The 18,865-nt window shown below is 54.3% G+C and carries 15 protein-coding genes; 6 read left to right on the top strand and 9 right to left on the bottom strand.

All coding sequences use genetic code 11. From position 1 onward, the window contains the following. Positions 1 to 4 precede the first annotated feature (4 nt). The 3 genes from tilS (at position 5) to ybaK (ending at position 4,293) form a co-directional block, all read left to right on the top strand. Positions 5 to 1,354 (top strand): tRNA lysidine(34) synthetase TilS, encoded by a 1,350-nt coding sequence (gene tilS / locus ABGT88_RS08435; protein WP_298663053.1) that lies wholly within the window; start codon positions 5 to 7, stop codon positions 1,352 to 1,354. A gap of 201 nt (positions 1,355 to 1,555) precedes the next feature. Next, positions 1,556 to 3,655 carry a transcription termination factor Rho gene (gene rho, locus ABGT88_RS08430; protein WP_346701526.1) on the top strand — a complete coding sequence of 700 codons (2,100 nt, stop codon included), beginning with the start codon at positions 1,556 to 1,558 and terminating at the stop codon, positions 3,653 to 3,655. Between the two features lie 161 nt (positions 3,656 to 3,816). Beyond that, a complete protein-coding gene (ybaK, locus tag ABGT88_RS08425; RefSeq protein WP_087407399.1) occupies positions 3,817 to 4,293 on the top strand; it encodes a Cys-tRNA(Pro) deacylase in 477 nt (158 codons plus the stop codon). An 8-nt stretch (positions 4,294 to 4,301) separates the two neighbouring features. On the opposite strand, the gene ABGT88_RS08420 is transcribed toward ybaK, so the two are convergent. From ABGT88_RS08420 to ABGT88_RS08400, 5 genes are all read right to left on the bottom strand, one after another. Beyond that, positions 4,302 to 4,832, bottom strand: coding sequence for an NUDIX domain-containing protein (locus ABGT88_RS08420; RefSeq protein WP_087407400.1), 531 nt, complete (start codon positions 4,830 to 4,832; stop codon positions 4,302 to 4,304). Beyond that, on the bottom strand, positions 4,825 to 6,915 hold the full coding sequence (locus ABGT88_RS08415; RefSeq protein WP_087407401.1) for a DNA topoisomerase 3: 2,091 nt from the start codon (positions 6,913 to 6,915) through the stop codon (positions 4,825 to 4,827). The genes ABGT88_RS08420 and ABGT88_RS08415 overlap by 8 nt, the downstream gene beginning before the upstream one ends. A gap of 85 nt (positions 6,916 to 7,000) precedes the next feature. Then, positions 7,001 to 8,623 carry a hypothetical protein gene (locus ABGT88_RS08410; RefSeq protein WP_346701523.1) on the bottom strand — a complete coding sequence of 541 codons (1,623 nt, stop codon included), beginning with the start codon at positions 8,621 to 8,623 and terminating at the stop codon, positions 7,001 to 7,003. 68 nt (positions 8,624 to 8,691) lie between these two features. Next, the gene (gene mazG, locus ABGT88_RS08405; protein WP_346701521.1) at positions 8,692 to 9,480 is read right to left on the bottom strand and encodes a nucleoside triphosphate pyrophosphohydrolase; all 789 of its coding nucleotides are present in this window, start codon (positions 9,478 to 9,480) and stop codon (positions 8,692 to 8,694) included. A gap of 9 nt (positions 9,481 to 9,489) precedes the next feature. After that, positions 9,490 to 11,445 carry a thioredoxin family protein gene (locus ABGT88_RS08400; RefSeq protein ID WP_346701519.1) on the bottom strand — a complete coding sequence of 652 codons (1,956 nt, stop codon included), beginning with the start codon at positions 11,443 to 11,445 and terminating at the stop codon, positions 9,490 to 9,492. A 263-nt stretch (positions 11,446 to 11,708) separates the two neighbouring features. On the opposite strand from ABGT88_RS08400, the gene ABGT88_RS08395 reads away from it, so the two are divergent. From ABGT88_RS08395 to glmM, 3 genes are read left to right on the top strand one after another with little or no spacing between them, the layout of a single operon-like run. Then, positions 11,709 to 12,746, top strand: coding sequence for a bifunctional oligoribonuclease/PAP phosphatase NrnA (locus ABGT88_RS08395; RefSeq protein WP_087407405.1), 1,038 nt, complete (start codon positions 11,709 to 11,711; stop codon positions 12,744 to 12,746). Positions 12,747 to 12,760: 14 nt separating this feature from the next. After that, positions 12,761 to 13,345 carry a DUF4827 family protein gene (locus tag ABGT88_RS08390; RefSeq protein WP_087407406.1) on the top strand — a complete coding sequence of 195 codons (585 nt, stop codon included), beginning with the start codon at positions 12,761 to 12,763 and terminating at the stop codon, positions 13,343 to 13,345. A 9-nt stretch (positions 13,346 to 13,354) separates the two neighbouring features. Further along, positions 13,355 to 14,746 carry a phosphoglucosamine mutase gene (gene glmM, locus ABGT88_RS08385; RefSeq protein WP_258327410.1) on the top strand — a complete coding sequence of 464 codons (1,392 nt, stop codon included), beginning with the start codon at positions 13,355 to 13,357 and terminating at the stop codon, positions 14,744 to 14,746. Positions 14,747 to 14,841: 95 nt separating this feature from the next. Here glmM and ABGT88_RS08380 read toward each other — a convergent pair whose 3' ends face one another. From ABGT88_RS08380 to bioD, 4 genes are all read right to left on the bottom strand, one after another. Continuing rightward, entirely contained in the window at positions 14,842 to 15,627 is a 786-nt protein-coding gene (locus ABGT88_RS08380) for a formate/nitrite transporter family protein (RefSeq protein ID WP_300130581.1), read from the bottom strand. A gap of 90 nt (positions 15,628 to 15,717) precedes the next feature. Then, positions 15,718 to 16,848 carry a dipeptide epimerase gene (locus ABGT88_RS08375; RefSeq protein ID WP_087407409.1) on the bottom strand — a complete coding sequence of 377 codons (1,131 nt, stop codon included), beginning with the start codon at positions 16,846 to 16,848 and terminating at the stop codon, positions 15,718 to 15,720. Positions 16,849 to 16,856: 8 nt separating this feature from the next. Then, positions 16,857 to 18,026, bottom strand: coding sequence for an NlpC/P60 family protein (locus ABGT88_RS08370; RefSeq protein WP_258327538.1), 1,170 nt, complete (start codon positions 18,024 to 18,026; stop codon positions 16,857 to 16,859). A 191-nt stretch (positions 18,027 to 18,217) separates the two neighbouring features. After that, positions 18,218 to 18,865, bottom strand: a complete 648-nt coding sequence (gene bioD, locus ABGT88_RS08365; RefSeq protein ID WP_346701515.1) for a dethiobiotin synthase — start codon at positions 18,863 to 18,865, stop codon at positions 18,218 to 18,220.

Genomic DNA, 18,865 nt, shown 5'->3' with positions numbered 1-18,865 from the left:
CCCCATGTCTGCATTCACATTTTTACAGCAAGTAGAGGCCTTTATCGCCGATAACCGCCTGTTGGACAAGTCGGCCCCCGTCGTAGTGGGGATAAGTGGCGGTGCCGATTCGGTGGCGTTGCTGCATGTGCTTACGCGGTTGGGCTATTCGTGTATCGCCTGTCATTGCAATTTCAATTTGCGGGGCGACGAATCTCTGCGAGACCGCAATTTTACCTGTGAGACGGCTCGGGCATTCGGGGTACCTTTCGATGAAATATCGTTCGATACGCAGCACTATGCCCGCGAACACAGCCTCTCTATCGAGATGGCTTGTCGCCAACTGCGCTACGACTGGTTCGAAACGAAGCGCAGGGAATACGGAGCCCAGGCGATAGCCGTGGCGCATCACCGCGACGACAGTGTGGAGACCCTGTTGTTGAATCTGGTGCGGGGCACGGGCATTGCCGGCCTTACCTCGATGCGTCCCCGCAACGGTTTTGTGGTGCGTCCCTTCCTGCCGGTCTCGAGGCAGGAGATAGAGGCTTATCTCGAGGATCAGCATTTGTCGCATGTGGTCGACCACACCAACCTCGAAACTGTTTTTGTTCGAAATAAAATCCGGCTCGAGGTGCTGCCGTTGCTGCGCACCATCAACCCGTCGGCCGACCGTTCCATCTACACCACCATGCAGAATTTGCGCGAGGTGGAACGGGTCTATCGCGATGCCATCGAGCGCCAACGGAGCGAGGTGTTGACGAGTGAGGCGGGCGAGACTCGTATCTCTATCGAGCGGCTGATGTCGCTTCCGTCGCCGCGGGCTTTCCTCTTTGAACTGCTTTCTCCCTGTGGCTTTGTACCCGACCAGATAGACGAGATACTGGCCGCTTGCAACGGAGAGTCGGGTCGTGTATTTCTGGCTCCCGATCACCGCGTAGTCAAGGATAGAGATACATTGATATGGGTACGGCAGGAGGTCGACGAATCGCAGTCGGATGTTGTGGCAACGATTGCATCGCCTTGCGAGGGCGAGGTGCTGCTCGACGGTTGTTTGTCGTACAGATGTGTCGAGGGAGAGGGATATGAATTGCCGCGCGACAAGACGCATGCTTGTTTCGATTTGGATAAACTCGAGTTTCCGCTGACTATTCGCCGGTGGCGCATAGGCGATCGCTTTCGGCCTTTCGGAATGAAGGGGTGTCGCAAGTTGAGCGACTACTTCCGTGATCGAAAGTATTCGTTGGTCGACAAATCCCATGCGTTGCTGCTGTGCTCGGGCGATACGATTCTATGGATTCTGGGCGAGCGTGCAGCCGATGGCTACCGGGTAACCTCTGAAACAAGAAGAGTTATCGAATTTAATTATAAAAAATAGTTAAAATCCAAACTTAATTTTACAATCTTTGTTTTGTTTGGTAAATCAGCCGTATATTTGTTCACTGAATTGCGTAGTGAAATTCTGTACGCAGCGTATTTCAACCAAATCCAATAGTTATATTTGTTTTTTCGGCCGGTATGTATCAGGCATACAGGAGCCTTGATAAATATACAAAGTGTAAATCATATTTATATCTACATGTATAATATTTTAGAATTAAGCGCTAAAACTCTTGACCAGTTAAAAGCGATAGCCACCGAGATGGGCATCGAGAAGATCGACAGCACCGAGAAGGAAGATCTTGTCTATAAAATCTTGGACCAGCAGGCTATCGATATGGCCAGCAAAGCTGCAGCCAGTCCGTCTGCTCCTAAGAAAAGAGGGCCTAAACCTAAAAAGAACAAAGAGAAATCGGCCTCCGAAAACTCGAAGGAGGCAGAAAATAAATCCAATGCAGAGCCGAAAGCTGTCGCTCCGGCCGACTCGGACGATGCAAATGAACCGAAAAAGAGGGGTCGGAAGAAGAAAAACGACACCAAAGGAAACAATGCGGATGATAAGGTAGCCGAATCGGCAGAGACGCCAGAGGTGAAAGAGATATCGGCCATTATCGAAGAGACGGGCCTGGCTTCGCACCCGGCCTTGAAAGAACCGGTTGCCGAGTTGTTCGAGAATTTGAAGGAGAGTACCGCTACTTCCTCAGAACAGAAACCGGATGCGGAATCAACCGAGCTGCAGGCTCAACCCAATCAGCCGATGGGCGGACAGCCCAAGCAACGCAAGCGGATTCAGAAAAAGGCTATCCCCGTATTGGAATCGGCCAACGAATCTCAGCCTCAGCAGCCTGCGCTTCCTTTGACACAACAGCCGGCTCCGCAGACCACAGCCGAAAGCAAACCCGCCGAGACTCAACCGCAACAGCCTGCCCAGCCGCAGCAATTCCAACCGCAACCGGCTCAACAATCGGCACAACCTCACCAGCAACAACAATTACCTCCGTTGCAGCCCTCGACCTTGCAAACCTTCTTCCCGCATAGCGAAAAACAACGCTTCGTTCCCCGCGGACAGCGTACCTTTGTACCGCAAAACCGAAACAACGCCAACAATCAAAATAACAACGGACAGAACCAGTCTCAGCAACCGGTTCCCGAGCCGAAACCGGTAGAGAAGGCCTACGATTTCGACGGTATCCTCACCGGTGTAGGTGTACTCGAGATGATGCCCGACGGCTATGGGTTCCTGCGCTCGTCGGACTACAACTACCTCACGTCGCCCGACGACGTGTATGTATCGCAGTCGCAAATCAAGCTCTTCGGTCTGAAAACAGGCGACGTGGTCGAGGGTCCCATCCGGCCGCCCAAGGAGGGAGAAAAATATTTCCCGCTGGTAAAGGTCGAGAAAATCAACGGCCGCACCCCCGAATATGTGCGTGACCGGGTTCCGTTCGACCACTTGACGCCGCTCTTCCCCGACGAGAAATTCGACTTGACCAGCGGCAAATATTGCAACCTGTCGACCCGTGTAGTCGATATGTTCTCGCCCATCGGCAAAGGACAGCGCGGTTTGATTGTGGCTCCCCCGAAAACCGGTAAAACCGTATTGCTGAAAGATATAGCCAATGCCATCTCGGAGAATCACCCCGAGGTGTACATGATTATCCTCCTGATTGACGAACGTCCCGAGGAGGTGACCGACATGGCCCGCAGCGTAAAGGCCGAGGTTATTTCGTCGACCTTCGACGAGCCGGCCGAGCGTCACGTGAAGGTGGCCAGCATTGTACTGGAGAAGGCCAAACGCATGGTCGAGTGCGGTCACGACGTAGTGATACTGCTCGACTCCATCACCCGCCTGGCTCGCGCCTACAACACCGTATCGCCGGCGTCGGGCAAGGTGCTCTCGGGTGGTGTCGATGCCAACGCCCTGCACAAACCCAAACGCTTCTTCGGTGCCGCCCGTAACATCGAGAACGGCGGTAGCCTCACCATCATCGCCACGGCTCTGACCGAGACGGGCTCGAAGATGGACGAGGTGATTTTCGAGGAGTTCAAAGGTACCGGCAACATGGAGTTGCAACTCGACCGGAAACTCTCGAACAAACGCATCTTCCCGGCTGTCGATATTACGGCATCGAGTACGCGTCGCGACGACCTGCTGTTGCCTAAAGATACCCTCAACCGCATGTGGATTCTGCGTCGTTACCTCTCCGATATGAATTCGATCGAGGCCATGGAGTTCATGCGCGACCGCATGGAGCGCACCTCGTCGAACGAAGAGCTGCTGCTGTCGATGAACGACTAAATCTGAATTTGAAAGAGGGGAGGAGATGCTCCTCAGAAAACCGATACAAGACCCCGGGAGTCGAAAAAAAACTCCCGGGGTTTATTTTTATTAAAGGTTTGCGCGGTTCAACCCGAGGAATAAAATAGTTACCTTTGCCACCCGTTAGGAGGAAATGACTTATGAAGATAAACAAGACCAATGCGGCCCGGCTGCTCGACCGGGGAAAGATTGCTTACGAACTGGTACCGTATGAGGTTGACGAGAATAATCTGGCGGCTACGCATGTAGCCGAGCAGTTGGGCGAGGATATTGCCCAGGTATTCAAGACGCTGGTATTGCGGGGCGACAAACATGGCATATTCGTCTGTGTGATTCCGGGCGACAAGGAGGTCGATTTGAAAAAGGCGGCCAAGATGTCGGGCAACAAGAGTGCCGAGATGATCGCCATGAAAGAGTTGTTGCCTACTACGGGCTATATTCGGGGCGGCTGTTCGCCTATCGGCATGAAGAAGAATTTCCCCGTCTATATCCAGGAGAGCTGCCTCTCACACGACTATATCTACATCAGTGCCGGGCAGCGAGGCCTGCAAATCAAAATCGCTCCTGCCGACCTGATTGGCTTTGTTTCGGCTCAGGTGGGCGATATGATTGATTAAGCGCCGAACTATCGCTTCTGGATTTCGCCGAGAAACTGGAGTAGTTGCGGCTCGATGCGCCGGAACTCCTGTTCGAAGTTGGGGGTGAAGATGCCTTGGCCCAGGGTGCGGTGTATCTCGTCGAGCGGCCAGTAGCGACCGTCGTCTATCTCGACGGGGTCGATGGTGATGGGGCCGTCGTAGCAGGTGCAGAAGGCATTCACCATCTCGCGCTCACGAGCCGATTCGAAGATATAGGTAATGAGCGGGTGGGGTGTGAAGCGGGTGATGCCCAGCTCTTCGCGCACCTCGCGGGTCAACGCCTCCTCAATCGATTCGCCGTAGTCTACGTGTCCGCCCACGGCCGTATCCCATTTGCCCGGTTGTATGTCCTTGCTCATCGAGCGCTTTTGCAGGTACAGCTCTCCGTCGGGGTTGAGTATGTGCAGATGCACGACCGGGTGCAGCAGCTTGGAACCGTTGTGACACTCCCGTCGGGTTGCCTTCCCGATGACTTTTCCCTGCTCGTCAATCAGGGGAAACCACTCTTCGTTACTCATGATTCTCTGTATTGGGGTTGGGTTTGTACTCTTGAATCCGTTGCTGCAAGGTCGCTTCGTCGAGCGGTTGACCATTCTCGCCGAAAGGCAGTCTGAAGCCGCAACCCTCGCGCCATCGGCTACAACCGTAAGCCGCCTTGCCCTGTATCACTTCGCCCTTGTGGCATAGCGGGCATATCAGGGGCTGTTTGTCGGTCGGGGCCGGGGCTTGAGCCTCGTCGCCTTTTGTTGCTTTCTTTTTGCGAGGTTTGGCGGGTGCGGCCGCTTTTTTCTTGGCCTCTTTCTTGGGGGGCTCTACCGGAGGAGTGGCTGCCGTGATGCGCCCCGAATTGTCGCTGAGCACATGCAGCACGATTTCGCCGACCATCTTTTTCAGCTCTTCCAGAAAGTCGGCGGCCCGGTACTCGTTGCGCTCGATTTTCCGCAACTTGTTTTCCCAGATCCCTGTCAGTTCGGCCGACTTGAGCAGTTCGTCGCGGATGGTCCCGATAAGCTCTATCCCCGTTTGTGTGGCAATGAGGTTCTTCCGCTCCTTGCGGATATAGTGCCGTTTGAAGAGCGTCTCGATAATGGCGGCTCGGGTCGAGGGACGTCCGATACCGTTCTCCTTGAGGGCATCGCGCAGCTCCTCGTCCTCGACCAGCTTTCCGGCAGTCTCCATGGCCCGCAACAGCGTAGCCTCGGTGTAGAGCTTGGGCGGTTGTGTCCACTTCTCGGCCAGCGAAGGGGTGTGCGGCCCCGTCTCGCCCTTGGTGAAGGCGGGCAGGGTGCTTTCGTTCTCGTCGCTGTTCTCCTCCTCTTTCCCGAATACGATGCGCCAACCCGGTGAAAGAATCTGTTTGCCGGTCGCCTTGAATTCAATCTGATTGACTTCGCCCAGCACGGTGGTATTGGCAATGAGGCAATCGGGGTAGAATGCCGCAATAAAACGGCGGGCCACCAGATCGTAGACCTTACGCTCTTCGGTGGTGAGGTTTACGGCCTTTACGTTGGTGGGAATGATGGCGTGGTGGTCGGTCACCTTGGAGTTGTCGAACACCTTCTTGCTCTTGGGAATCTTCCCGGTCTGGAAAGGAGCCGTCAACGGTTGGTAGTCGACCAGGGCTGCCAGTATGCCCGGTACTTTGGGGTAGATGTCGTCGCTCAGGAAGGTGGTGTCGACACGCGGATAGGTGGTTACCTTCTTCTCGTAGAGCGACTGGATAATCTTCAGCGTATTTTCAGCCGAATAGGAGAATTTCTTGTTGCACTCGACCTGCAGGCTGGTCAGGTCGAAGAGTCTCGGTGGGGCCTCTTTCCCCTGTTTGGTGGTGACATCGGTCACGGTAAAGGGGAAGCCCTCGATTTTCTGCAGGAAATCTTTTCCCTCCTCCTCGCTTTGGAACCGACCTTTGGTCACCGAGAAGGTGGTGTCGCGGTAGACGGTTTTCAACTCCCAGTAAGGCTGGGGAACAAAGTGCTCTATCTCGAGTTGCCGGTTGACAATCAGGGCCAGCGTAGGGGTCTGTACCCGACCGATGGAGAGTACCTGCCGGTTCTGCCCGTATTTGAGGGTATAAAGCCGGGTGGCATTCATGCCCAGCAGCCAGTCGCCGATGGCCCGTGACAAGCCGGCATAGTAGAGCGAGTCGAACTCGGCCTGCGGTTTGAGATTCTGGAATCCCTCCCGGATAGACTCTTCGGTCAACGACGAAATCCAGAGCCGGTATACGGGGCATTTGCAGGCCGCTTTCTGCATGACCCACCGTTGAATGAGCTCTCCCTCCTGGCCGGCATCGCCGCAGTTTATCACGGCATCGGCTTTCGACATGAGCGACTCGATGATGCCGAACTGTTTTTCGATGCCCCGGTCGGGTATCAGCTTGATGCCGAAACGGGCCGGTATCATGGGGAGCGACCGCAGGGTCCACTGCTTCCACTGGTCGGTATATTCGTGGGGTTCTTTCAAGGTGCAGAGGTGTCCGTAGGTCCAGGTCACCTGGTAGCCATTGCCTTCGAAGTAGCCGTCGTGTCGGCTTTTGGCGCCTACAATATCGGCAATCTCTTTGGCAACACTGGGCTTTTCGGCAACGCACACTTTCATAATGGGTCTCGTTTCTTTTTGAAGTTTAACGAGTGCAAAGGTACGTTTTTATTTTCATTCGGCCTCGACTTTTCCACGCCTCCCTTTATCGGTCGGGTCGAGAGGTGATGCGTTTGACGGCAAACCTCAACGGCGGGTCGATGATTGTAATCGTAAACTCCGACTGTTCCCGGATGGTCAATGCCCGATGCAGCGATTGCCAGAGCCTGACGACCCGGCGAGCATCGAGCAGTTGCCGGGTGAAGTCGTCCGGCGAGCCGAAACGGTTCCGATAACTCTCTTCGCTCCATTGCCTCAGTTTCTCTTCCCGCATCGATATTTGTTCCTTTTCACACCTGTTGTTCAGTTGCTGAATTACTGCTTGGGTCTGTGGGGTGATAGCGGTATTTCCATCTAAAGCAAGCCGTAACGCCTCTTTTTCCTCGGGCAAGAGGTCGACGTTCCGGGCTTCGAGAGCTTCGATAAATTCGACGCTCGTCCAGTCGGGGGGCGTGGTACTGTTGGCTTGGTTCTCCAACAGGGTGATGAAAGGAAGATAGTATTCCGAAACCACCGAGAGAGGTTCTTTCAGGGGATAAATAGTAGCGAATGGTATTTCTATTTTTCTGTATTTTGAGTATTCGCTATCTGTATTTATATTTTTAATTGTATTATATACAATCAAATGCGAAATAAATAGATAGTAATTGTTGAGAATGGAGAGGAGGTAGGCCTTACTCGAGAGTTTTTGTGCCTGCCAATCATGATTCAATCGTTCAAGTTTTACTTTAAGTTTATTCTCTTCAGACCGGTAGTAGAGCGAGGGCGATAGCGTACGTAGTGCCTGCATCCAATTGTCGTCTGTCTCGGCCTCTTGCAGGCGTATCTGCCGCAACTCGTAGTTGGCTTGTGCATTTCGTCCCTGATAAATCAAGTGGGTACAGTTCTGTTCTATTTCACGGATATTTCGATAAGGGGCCAACAGCTCATCAAGCGGGATTTGCAGAGAAAGCGTGTCGTCTGGCTCGATATAGAAGGGGATGTATCGGTCGCCCAAAATCAACTTTTGCTGCACAGGATGGCAGAGGGGCAGCTGGACGGCGAAAGTGCCATCGTCGGCAACAGGAACTTCGATGGTAGTTTGCTGCCGGGTGAGCAGGTCGGTCAGTACAATCTTTCCGTCGGGCAAATTCAGCCGCCGATGGTACCCGATGAAGCGACCTTGCAGCCAGGCGGTGTCGGGTTCGAAGGTGATGACCGGCAGTGGTGGGCTGGGGCGTGTGGCCGGTTGCGGCGACAGGGCGACGGGCGATTGCTGCCGATTGAGTGAGAGGCCGATGACTCGTATCTCGCCCGATGGTTTGTTGCCTATCAGGTCGAATTCGCTACACGAAGCCGGCAGGGGTGGAAAATCCATCTCGACAGCGACGGTACTGTCGTCATCGAACTGGAATATGCGGTTGAAGTCGACCCCGTCCACATCTTTTATCCGGGCCGTGAAGTTGCCCAGACTGTCTTGTATCACCCAGTCGTCGTGCAGGGTAAGCGTGGTGTGAGGGGGTTGTTTCAGGGTGATGTAGAGTCGGCTCAACGTGTCGCGCAGCAAGATACTGTCGACGGTAACTACCGGCGTATTGCGGGCTGTCCACGCCGGGGCTATCCAGGTATGTTCGGCGGCCTGGAGCCAGGCCGAGCCCAGCGAGAGGAGGAGTAATAAAAAAGCTCTCATCGTTTATTCGTACAAGTGTGTATCGAGTAAACAAACGAGAGCCTTTACAGGTTCACCCGTGGGGCCGATTAGAGCCCTTTTTGTTTGGCTTCGTCCCAGATGGCATCCATCTCGGCAAGTGTCATATCCTTGAGGTTTCGTCCCTTTTGCAGTGTTTCGTGCTCGAGGTAGTTGAACCGGCGGATAAATTTCTGGTTGGTGTGCTCCAGGGCATTCTCGGGGTTGATGCCGTAGAGCCGGGCCGCGTTAATCAGGCTGAAGAAGAGGTCGCCGAACTCACTCTCCATATTCTCGGGATTCATGTGGTCGATTTCCTCTTTCAACTCATCGAACTCCTCGTGGACCTTGTCCCAGACTTGCGACCGCTCTTCCCAGTCGAACCCCACGTTGCGGACCTTGTCTTGTATGCGGTAGGCCTTGATCAGGGCCGGCAGAGCCGAAGGTACCCCTTCGAGCACCGTTTTGTTGCCGCCTTTCTCTTTCAGCTTCAACTGTTCCCAGTTCTGCTCCACCTCGTTCGAACCTTCGACGTGGGTAGTCCCGAACACATGCGGGTGGCGGTAGATGAGTTTGTCGCAAAGAGCATTGCACACGTCGGCAATGTCGAATGTGCCGTTCTCTTCGCCAATCTTGGCATAGAATGCAATGTGCAGCAACACGTCGCCCAGCTCTTTTTTGGTAGCCTCGTTGTCGTGACGAATGAGGGCATCGCACAACTCGTAGGTCTCTTCTATGGTGTTGGGTCGCAGACTCTCGTTGGTCTGCTTGTGGTCCCAGGGGCATTTCTCGCGTAAAATGTCGAGTATGTCGATAAGGCGACCGAATGCTTCTGTCTTTTCTTCTCTGGTGTGTGACATAATCGTTTTTTATTTATTGAATGCTTTCAATCCGCTTTGCAGGAATTTGACGAAGCGAGGCACGCTTTCGTCATATCCGTAAGGAGCAGCCAACGGTTCGCCCTTGTCGTCGATAATCACGTAGTAGGGTTGGGCATTGGCCCCGAACTTGTAGCGTTGCAGGAAGCTCCATTTCTCGCCCACGGTGGTCAGCTTCACCTGCTTGCCGTTTTCGGTCACGGTGATAGGTTTGCTCAGTTTCTCCTTATCGTCGACCATGAGGGTGATGAGTACATACTGCTTTTCGAGAATCTCTTTTACTTTCGGGTCGGTCCAGACCGAAGCCTCCATCTTGCGGCAGTTGACGCAACCATAGCCCGAGAAGTCGATCAGAATCGGTTTCTTCTCTTTGCGGGCATAAGCCAAACCCTCGTTGTAATCGTTGAAGGCGGCGTGCACCTCCTGATCGTAGAGGTTGAAGTCCTGAGTATACAAGGGAGGAGCGAATGCGCTGATGGCTTTCAGCGGAGCTCCCCACAGGCCGGGAATCATGTAGATGGAGAACGACAGCGATACGATAGCCAGGAACAACCGGGGTACCGACACATATTTTACCGGTGAGTCGTGCGAGAAACTGATTTTGCCCAGCAGATAGAATCCCAGCAGGGCGAAGATGACAATCCAGAGTACCAGGAAGGTCTCACGGTCGAGGATGTGCCAGCCATAGGCCAGGTCGGCCACCGAGAGGAATTTGAGCGACAGGGCCAGTTCCAGGAAACCCAGCACCACTTTGACCATATTCAACCAGCCGCCCGATTTGGGCATCTGTTTCATCAGTGAGGGGAACATGGCGAAGAGGGCAAACGGTATGGCCAGGGCGATGGCAAAACCACCCATTCCCACAGCCGGGGCCAGCTTGCCACCCCACGAAGCAGCTTCGACCAACAGGGTGCCGATGATGGGACCCGTGCAGGAGAAGGAGACCAGAACCAGCGTAAAGGCCATGAAGAAGATGGCGATAATGCCGGTAGCGGTGTCGGCCTTGCGGTCGAGCTTGTTACTCCACGATGCCGGCAGAGTAATCTCGAAGGCTCCGAAAAAGGAGACGGCAAAGAGTACCAGCAGAGCAAAGAAGAGTATATTGAAGAGGGCGTTGGTGGCCAGGTCGTTCAAGGCGCTGGCTCCGAACAGCAAGGTGATGAGCAACCCTACACCCACGTAGATGACAATGATGGAGAGCCCGTAGAGAATGGCCTCGCCGATGGCTTTACGACGGCTTTGCTGTTTCTTGAGGAAGAAGCTCACCGTGAGCGGAATCATGGGCCATACGCAGGGCGTGAGCAGCGCCAGCAGACCGCCTACGAAACCCGACAGGAAGATGAACCAGAGGGAGTCGGAGTGATGTACGCCGTCGCTGTCCATGGATTGAATCTGCTCGATAACCGGTTGCCAGCCCGGCTGGTCGGTCCGGCTCGACGATGATTTGGTGTTGAAGGCGACCGGCGTCATGACCGGGGCCGGAGCGGCCTCGGCCTGGCTTTCGCCAAACGAAAATTCATATTTGGTCGGTGGCAGACAGGTCACGTCGTTACAGGCCTGGTAGGTGATATAGCCGGTAATCTTGAAGTTGTCGGGGTCGTCGATGGTAACGGCCTGTTTGAAATCGATTTTGGAGTTGTACCATCCCAGCTTCATGTCGAACAGCGAGCTGTACTCTTCGTGCGGACGTTGAGCCGGTGTCACCTCACCCTTCAGCGATACCTGCGACAGTTCGTCGAACGAAAACGACGTGGGGATAGGTCCGCCCTGGGGAATGTCGGTGGCATAGAGATGCCATCCGTCCTCGATAAAGGCGTGAAAAACGATTTCTTTCTCTTGGCCTTCGCCTTGCAGGGAGACTTTCCATTTGACCGGTTCCAGTATCTGTGCCTGAACGCCTATGCAGAGGAATAGGCTCACAATCGATAGGAGCAAATTTTTTCTCATAACAACTCTGTTTTAGTGGGGCAAAGATAACTTTTATCTGCCAAATGAAAAACCGATTGACCGATATGATTTGGGTAATAATAGATAAAATATGTAGATGAACAAAAATAGTATTCGATATGTGGATAATAATTTTTACCTTTGCCTTGAATGAAAAGATGTAGCTGAACCCGGCAGAATAGCCTGTTTTTTATTGGGTGTTGTCGGCGTTTGCGCTATCTTTGTGCAAAATAAAAAGAGTAAGAACCCGTTAAAAACGATAGATGATTAACAAAATAATTGCGGAAGAAAAAATACAGCAAGTACGCAAACTGATAGAGAAGAAAGAAAAGATCGTCATTACTTGCCACGTTTCTCCCGATGGCGATGCCATAGGAGCTTCGTTGGGGTTGTATCATTTTCTCGATGGGCTGGGCAAGGAGGTGAACGTGGTCGTTCCCGATCTGTTGCCGAGGAACCTGCTTTTTCTGAAGGGTTCGAAAGAGATTGTCGTCTATACGCGCTATCCCGAGTTTGCCGAAAAACTGATAACCGAGGCCGAGCTCATTTTCTGTCTCGACTTCAATGCGCTCAACCGCATCGACCGCCTGCAAAAGTCGGTATCGCTCTCCGAAGCCAAGAAGGTGCTCATCGACCATCACCTCAATCCCGAGGAGTTTTGCGACATCACCATCTCGCATCCCGAGGTGGCATCGACCAGCGAGCTGATATTCCGCCTTATCTGTCGCATGGGCATGTTCGACCGCATGAGCCTCTACTCGGCCGAAGCCATCTATACGGGCATGATGACCGATACCGGCAACTTTACCTACAACTCCAATACTCCCGAAATTTACTACATCATTGCCGAACTGGTGAAACTGGGTATCAACAAAGACCGCATCTATGCCTTGGTCTACAATACCAATACGGTCGACAAGATACGGTTGAACGGCTATGCCGTGAGTGAGAAGATGGAGATATTTCCCGAATACAAGGCGGCTCTGATTTCGCTCACTCGTGAGGAGTTGAAAAAATACGACTACCACAAGGGCGACAGCGAGGGGCTGGTCAATGTGCCGCTGGGCATCGAGGGTATCCGCTTCTCGACCTTTCTGCGGGAAGACAAGGAGTATATCAAGGTATCGATGCGCTCCAAGGGATTCTACCCGGTCAACAAGGTAGCAGCCGAACACTTCAACGGCGGCGGTCACCTGAATGCGGCCGGCGGCGAATTTCACGGAACGATGGAAGAGGCTCAGGCTCTGCTGCGCAGCATCTTGCCCCTCTATGACAAATATATGGCAAAAGACAAAGAATAATCGATTGATAAATTATGAATAAGTTAGCACAAGTTTTAATTGTTTTGTTCGCAGGCGTAACCCTTTTGTCGTCGTGTAACGATGGCAAGTCGTATGCCGACTTGTTGAAAGAAGAAGACAAGGCCGTGAAAACGTTTCTGGCCGACAAGATAGTCATCAACGAGATACCGGCCGACTCGGTATTCATCTCCTTGCAGGATGTCCCCAACAACGACACGTTGGCGGTACCATACTACAAACTCGATACCGACGGCAATGTCTACATGCAGGTGCTCGAGCCGGGCGATATGAACGACCGTTTCGAGAAGGGCAACGACGTGAATCTGCGCTTCCTGCGTTACGACCTGAAAGCGCTGGTGGCCGGCAGCAATCCTTCGCCGGTAGGGAATACCAACCCCTCCGACTACATTACGATTCGCTTCGGCGAAACTACCCTGTCGTCGACCACTCAATACGGTACGGGCATACAGTACCCCATGTACTTCCTGGGGAATGAATGCCGGGTCAATCTGCTCATCCGGGCCAAAGCCGGATTTACTGCCGAAACCTCGACCGTGATGCCTTATCTATACTATGTACAATACAATAAATCAAAATAATAAAGCTATATGTCTCTTATTAAATCTATTTCAGGAATACGCGGTACGATCGGAGGGAAAGCCGGCGAAGGGCTCAATCCGCTCGATATCGTCAAGTTTACGGCAGCTTATGCTACCTTCATTCGTAAAAATTCACCGGTAAAGACCAATAAGATTGTAGTAGGACGCGATGCCCGTATTTCCGGCGAAATGGTAAAACACACCGTAATCGGTACCCTCATGGGTATGGGCTTCGATGTGGTAAACATCGGGTTGGCCACCACGCCTACCACCGAAATTGCGGTTACCATGGAGAAGGCTTGCGGCGGTATTATCCTGACGGCCAGCCATAACCCCAAGCAGTGGAATGCCTTGAAGCTGCTTAACGAGAAGGGCGAGTTTCTGAATGCTGCCGAGGGACAGGAGGTGCTGCGCATCGCCGAGGCCGAGGACTTCGAGTTTGCCGAAGTCGACGAGTTGGGCCAACTGTATGTGAACAATACCTACACCCAGAAACATATCGAGAGCGTACTGGCTCTCGACCTGGTCGATGTCGATGCTATCCGCAAGGCCAACTTTACCGTGGCCATCGACTGCGTCAACTCGGTGGGCGGTATCGTTATCCCCGCTTTGCTGAAGGCTCTGGGCGTGAAGAATATCATCGAACTGAACTGCACGCCCGATGGCAAATTCCCCCACAATCCCGAGCCGCTGCCCGAGAACCTCACCCAGATAGCCGGGGTGATGAAAGAGGGTCGTGCCGATGTCGGTTTCGTGGTTGACCCCGATGTAGACCGTCTGGCTATCGTTTGCGAGAATGGCGACATGTTTGTCGAGGAGTATACGCTGGTTGCCGTGGCCGACTATGTACTGAAACACACGCCCGGCAATACGGTGTCGAACCTCAGCTCGTCGAGAGCTCTCCGCGACGTGACCCGTTCGTACGGACAGCAATACAACGCCTCGGCCGTGGGCGAGGTGAATGTAGTTACCCTGATGAAACAGACCGGAGCCGTTATCGGCGGCGAGGGCAACGGTGGAGTCATCTATCCCGCCAGCCACTACGGTCGCGATGCGTTGGTAGGTATCGCCCTGTTCCTTTCGCACCTGGCCAAATCGGGCAAAACCGTCAGCCAGTTGAAAGCTACCTATCCGGCTTACAGCATTGCTAAACAGAAGATACAGCTTACCCCCGACATCGACGTGGACGCCCTGCTGGCTGCCGTGAAGAGCAAGTATGCCCAGTACGACATCACCGACATCGACGGTGTGAAGATAGACTTTCCCGACAGCTGGGTACACCTGCGCAAGTCGAATACCGAGCCGATTATCCGGGTTTATTCCGAGGCCCGCACACCCGAATTGGCCGAAGAGGCTGCTGCCGGCGTGATGGCCGTAATTGCCGAGATGACCAAAAAATAAGCTGCGGGTAGAGAGACCGCAACTCACCGATATAGCCGAGGGGCACTCCTGCAACAGGGGTGCCCCTCGATTGGTATGGTGGGTTTGTGAACGGGTTATTTGCGGGAGAGATAGAGGTAGGTATAGACGCACCCGACGAAGAGGGCGCCACCCACGATATTGCCGAGTGTGGCCGGTACGAGATTGTCGAGCAGGAATTGCCCCCAAGTGACCGAGGCCCCCTGCAACATGCCCAGCGGAATGAAAAACATGTTGGCGATGCTGTGCTCGTAACCGATGGCCACGAAACACATCACGGGGAACCAGAGACCCATCATCTTCCCGGCGGTAGAGTGGGCGCTGAATCCCAGCCAGACAGCCAGACATACCAGCCAGTTGGCCCCGATGCCCTTGACGAATACCACACCCCACGGCAGGCTCGTCTTGGTCTGGGCTATCTGCACGATAGCGCTCTTCCACGGGTCGGCATCGACAATGCCGGCACACCAAATCATTACGTAGACGAAGAAAAGGGCCCCGATGAAATTGCCGACATAGACCAGCACCCAGTTGCGCAACACGGGGGCGATGCCGTATTTCCGGTTCATCAGTCCCGGAATTAACACGGCATTGTTGCCGGTGAAGAGTTCGGCCCCGGCCAATACCACCAGAATGAGGCCCAGGGGGAACATGCAGCCCGAGAGGAGGCGTTGCAGTCCCGGATTGCCGGCGGTCCACTCGGGAAAGCCGTAGCCAATGAGCAGCGACAGCAGGCCGCCCATGGCAATGTAGATGCCGGCCAGCATGGCGGCGACGAGAGTGCGCGGGGTAGAGAGGGTTACTTTACTGAGTGATGCCCGTTCGACTTGGGCAACGATTTCGGAGGGTGTGGAGAATGACATGGAAAAATTTGAATTATACGTTTTACAGAATGTACAAAGCCTAAAAAAAGCTGCATCGTGAAGGGTGCAGCTCGATAGGTTCATAGCCCCTTAGAGGGGAACGACGCCGATACCGGGACGGTCGGGAAGCGAAATCATGCCGTCGACAATCTTCATGCCGTCGAAGAGGTCGTTCGATATGAGCAGGTTCCCGTCGAGGTCGGCCCAGTCGACCATCGGCGACAGCTGCGCGGCGGCCGACACGGCACACGAGGTTTCGGTCATGCAGCCCACCATTACCTTCATGTCGAGGGCTCGGGCCAATATGGCCATCTGGTAGGCTTCGCGCATGCCCGTGCTCTTCATCAGCTTGATGTTGATGCCGTCGTAGAGGCCGTAGGCCCGGCGCACATCGGGCAGCCGTTGCAGGAACTCGTCGGCAATGAGGGGTAGCGAGGCACGCTCGTGCAGCCAGGCCTGCTCGTCGATCATCTCTTTGGGCATGGGTTGCTCCACAAACAGGCAGTTCTGCTCCTTGAGCCACTCGACCATCTCGAGGGCATACTCCTTGGAGCTCCACCCCTGGTTGGCATCGACGCAGATGGGCCGGTCGGTCTCGGAGCGAATGATGCGCACCAACTCCTTGTCGTTGTCGAGCCCCATCTTTATCTTCAGGATGCGGTAGGGGGCGGCCTCTTTCAACTTCTGCCGCACCACCTCTTCGGTATCGATGCCGATGGTAAACGAGGTGGCCGGGGCCTTCTCGGGCGAGAGCCCCCAGATTTTATACCAGGGTTGCCCCATGATTTTTCCCAGCAGGTCGTGCAGGGCAATATCGACCGAGGCTTTGGCCGCCCGGTTGTCGGGGGCTACCGAGTCGACATAGTCGAGAATCTCTTCGATACGGAAGGGGTCGGTAAATTGCGACAGATCGAGCTGTCCGAGAAACCGGCATACCGACTCTTGCGTCTCGCCCAGATAGGGCGGCATGGAGGCCTCGCCGTAACCGATGTAGTTGCCATAGCGCAGTTGCACCTGCACGTCGGGGGTATGCGTGCGCGAGTTCTTGGCCAGGTTGAAGGCGTGTTTCAACTTCAAGTCATAGGGCTTGAACGAAAGTTCCAGCCGGTCGCGTCCGGTCGCTTGGGGTGCGGAGCTGCCGCAACCGCTGAAAAGGGTAGGCGCCAGGCTCAACCCCAGAGTGCCCATGGCACTTTTCAGTAAAAAATTCCGTCGGTCCATCGTCACGATTATTTTTGGTCGAAATACCACGGGTGAGCCTTTACAGCCGTAATTCCGGGTGTTCCTATTTTGGTTTTCATACGACTGATGCTCACGAAATTCGATTCCCGGTAATCGGGCGCCGCCGGGTCGAGGTTGTTGAGCTTTACCTGTCCCGAGCAGTGGATGTACTCGCCGTCGTTCAGATAGAGAGCCACATGGTCTACACGGCCCCGCTCATCGCCGAAAAAGAGCAGGTCGCCCGTCTGGCACGATTGCCATTGGTCGGCCGGGATGATGTCGCCGGTAAGTGCCTGCTGCGAAGCGTCGCGCGAGAGAATCACACCACTGCAGAAGTAGGCGGTCTTGACGAAGCCCGAGCAGTCGGCCCCTTTGACCGAAGTCCCGCCCCAGAGATAGGTCGAGCCCATCATCTGCCGGGCCGTCCTCACCACCACCTTCATGTCGAGGGGACGTGCAGCCCATTGGGCCAGGTCGCAGCACTCGTCGCTCTTCAGGAAACCTTTGCGGCCGTCGGGGAAGCGAACGGGAACGAACCCCTTGCGGGCTTTCCCGTCGGCTTGCAGAATGGCACCGGCCACGATGTCCGACACGATGCCGGCGTTGCGGTCGGGCGCATCATACACAAAGCCCTGGTAGCCGGTGTAGACATACCGGGCAGACTCTCGCCAGGCCTTCCAGCCGGCTTCGTCCTGCAGGGTTACCGAGTTGGCCGGTACCCAACTAATGTAGTGGTCGGGGGTCTGTACCAGAAGCCAGGCCTTGTCGCGTTCCAGGACGAGAAGCGGAGTGCCCATGATGGCCTGGGTCATCATCTCGGCCGCATGCCGGGGGCCACCTCTCAGGCTGGCACAGCACACGGTGACAAGTCCGCGGGTGAGCGAGCCCAGATTCTTATCGGGCAGCATCTTGATACCGTCGACACAGGCGATGCCTGCCGAATCGAGCCGGTGCAGCAGGGCTTCGACAGCCAGCCGGTTGTTGCAACGGCCTTTCAGTACACACAGCGAGTCGTTCAGCAGTTCGCCCTCTACGGCAAAGATTGCGGTACGTGAGTCGGGGGCATATTGCCGTTTCGTCTCGTCGATAGCTGTTTTTACAAAATCGGTTTGAGCTTGCGCCATAGCGGGAAGAATGAGCAGCACACAGCAGATTGTTTTGAATAGAGTTCTGAGCATAAAGTCGAATTTCAAGGTAATTAGCACGATACAAATTGTATGATAAAGATGCAAATGTCGAAAGTAAAAAAACAAGTTCATTTGATTTTTATACCAAACCGCATCTTATCTCCTCCAAAGGTAACAAGAAATCTTAAAAATCCTGTCTTTTTGTCCTGCAAAATGTATAGCCCGTTACCTTTTTGTCGAATTTAGCGGGTCAGATCAATCTGCGGTAATACCCAGAACCGGCTCTCGGGGTGGTGTTTCTCCAGATAGTCCCGGAGGTACGCCTCGGTGTCGGCATCGATCAGTTCGTCGGCTTTGGGGTAGGTATTGTATACGAGTCCGTAGAGGGGAATCGCCCGCTTCTCCAGTGCCTCGATAGAGAGCAACGTGTGGTTGATGCTGCCCAGCCGGCCCGACGTGACCAGAATAACCGGCAGATGTTGGTCGGCCACATAGTCGATGGTGAGGTAGTCGCGGGTAATGGGGACCATGAGACCGCCGGCACCCTCGAGCAGAACCACGTCGTAGCGGTCGCGCAGGATGCGAGTCGACTCGCCGATCCGGTCGATGGGGATTGTCTGGTGGTCTATCTCGGCAGCCAGATGCGGTGAGGCCGGGTAGGAGTAGACGATGGGGAAGGTGATGTGCTGCCTATCCTCCTCGGTCATGGGTATGCCCATGATTTCGCGGTGCAGGTCTATGTCTTCGGAGTGGCCCACGTTGCCGGTCTGAATCATCTTTTGGGTTATGGTCTTGATGCCCTGGCGGTTCCATTCGCGGGCCAGCCAGCCGGTGGCATAGCTTTTACCGATGTTGGTATCGATGCCGGTAATGAAAAAAGTTCCTTTCAT

The sequence above is a fragment of the Barnesiella sp. An22 genome, from assembly GCF_963931395.1.
Lineage (GTDB): Bacteria > Bacteroidota > Bacteroidia > Bacteroidales > Barnesiellaceae > Barnesiella > Barnesiella merdigallinarum.
The sequence above is the reverse complement of the archived record's forward strand: the minus strand, read 5'-3'. Positions and strand labels throughout refer to the sequence as shown.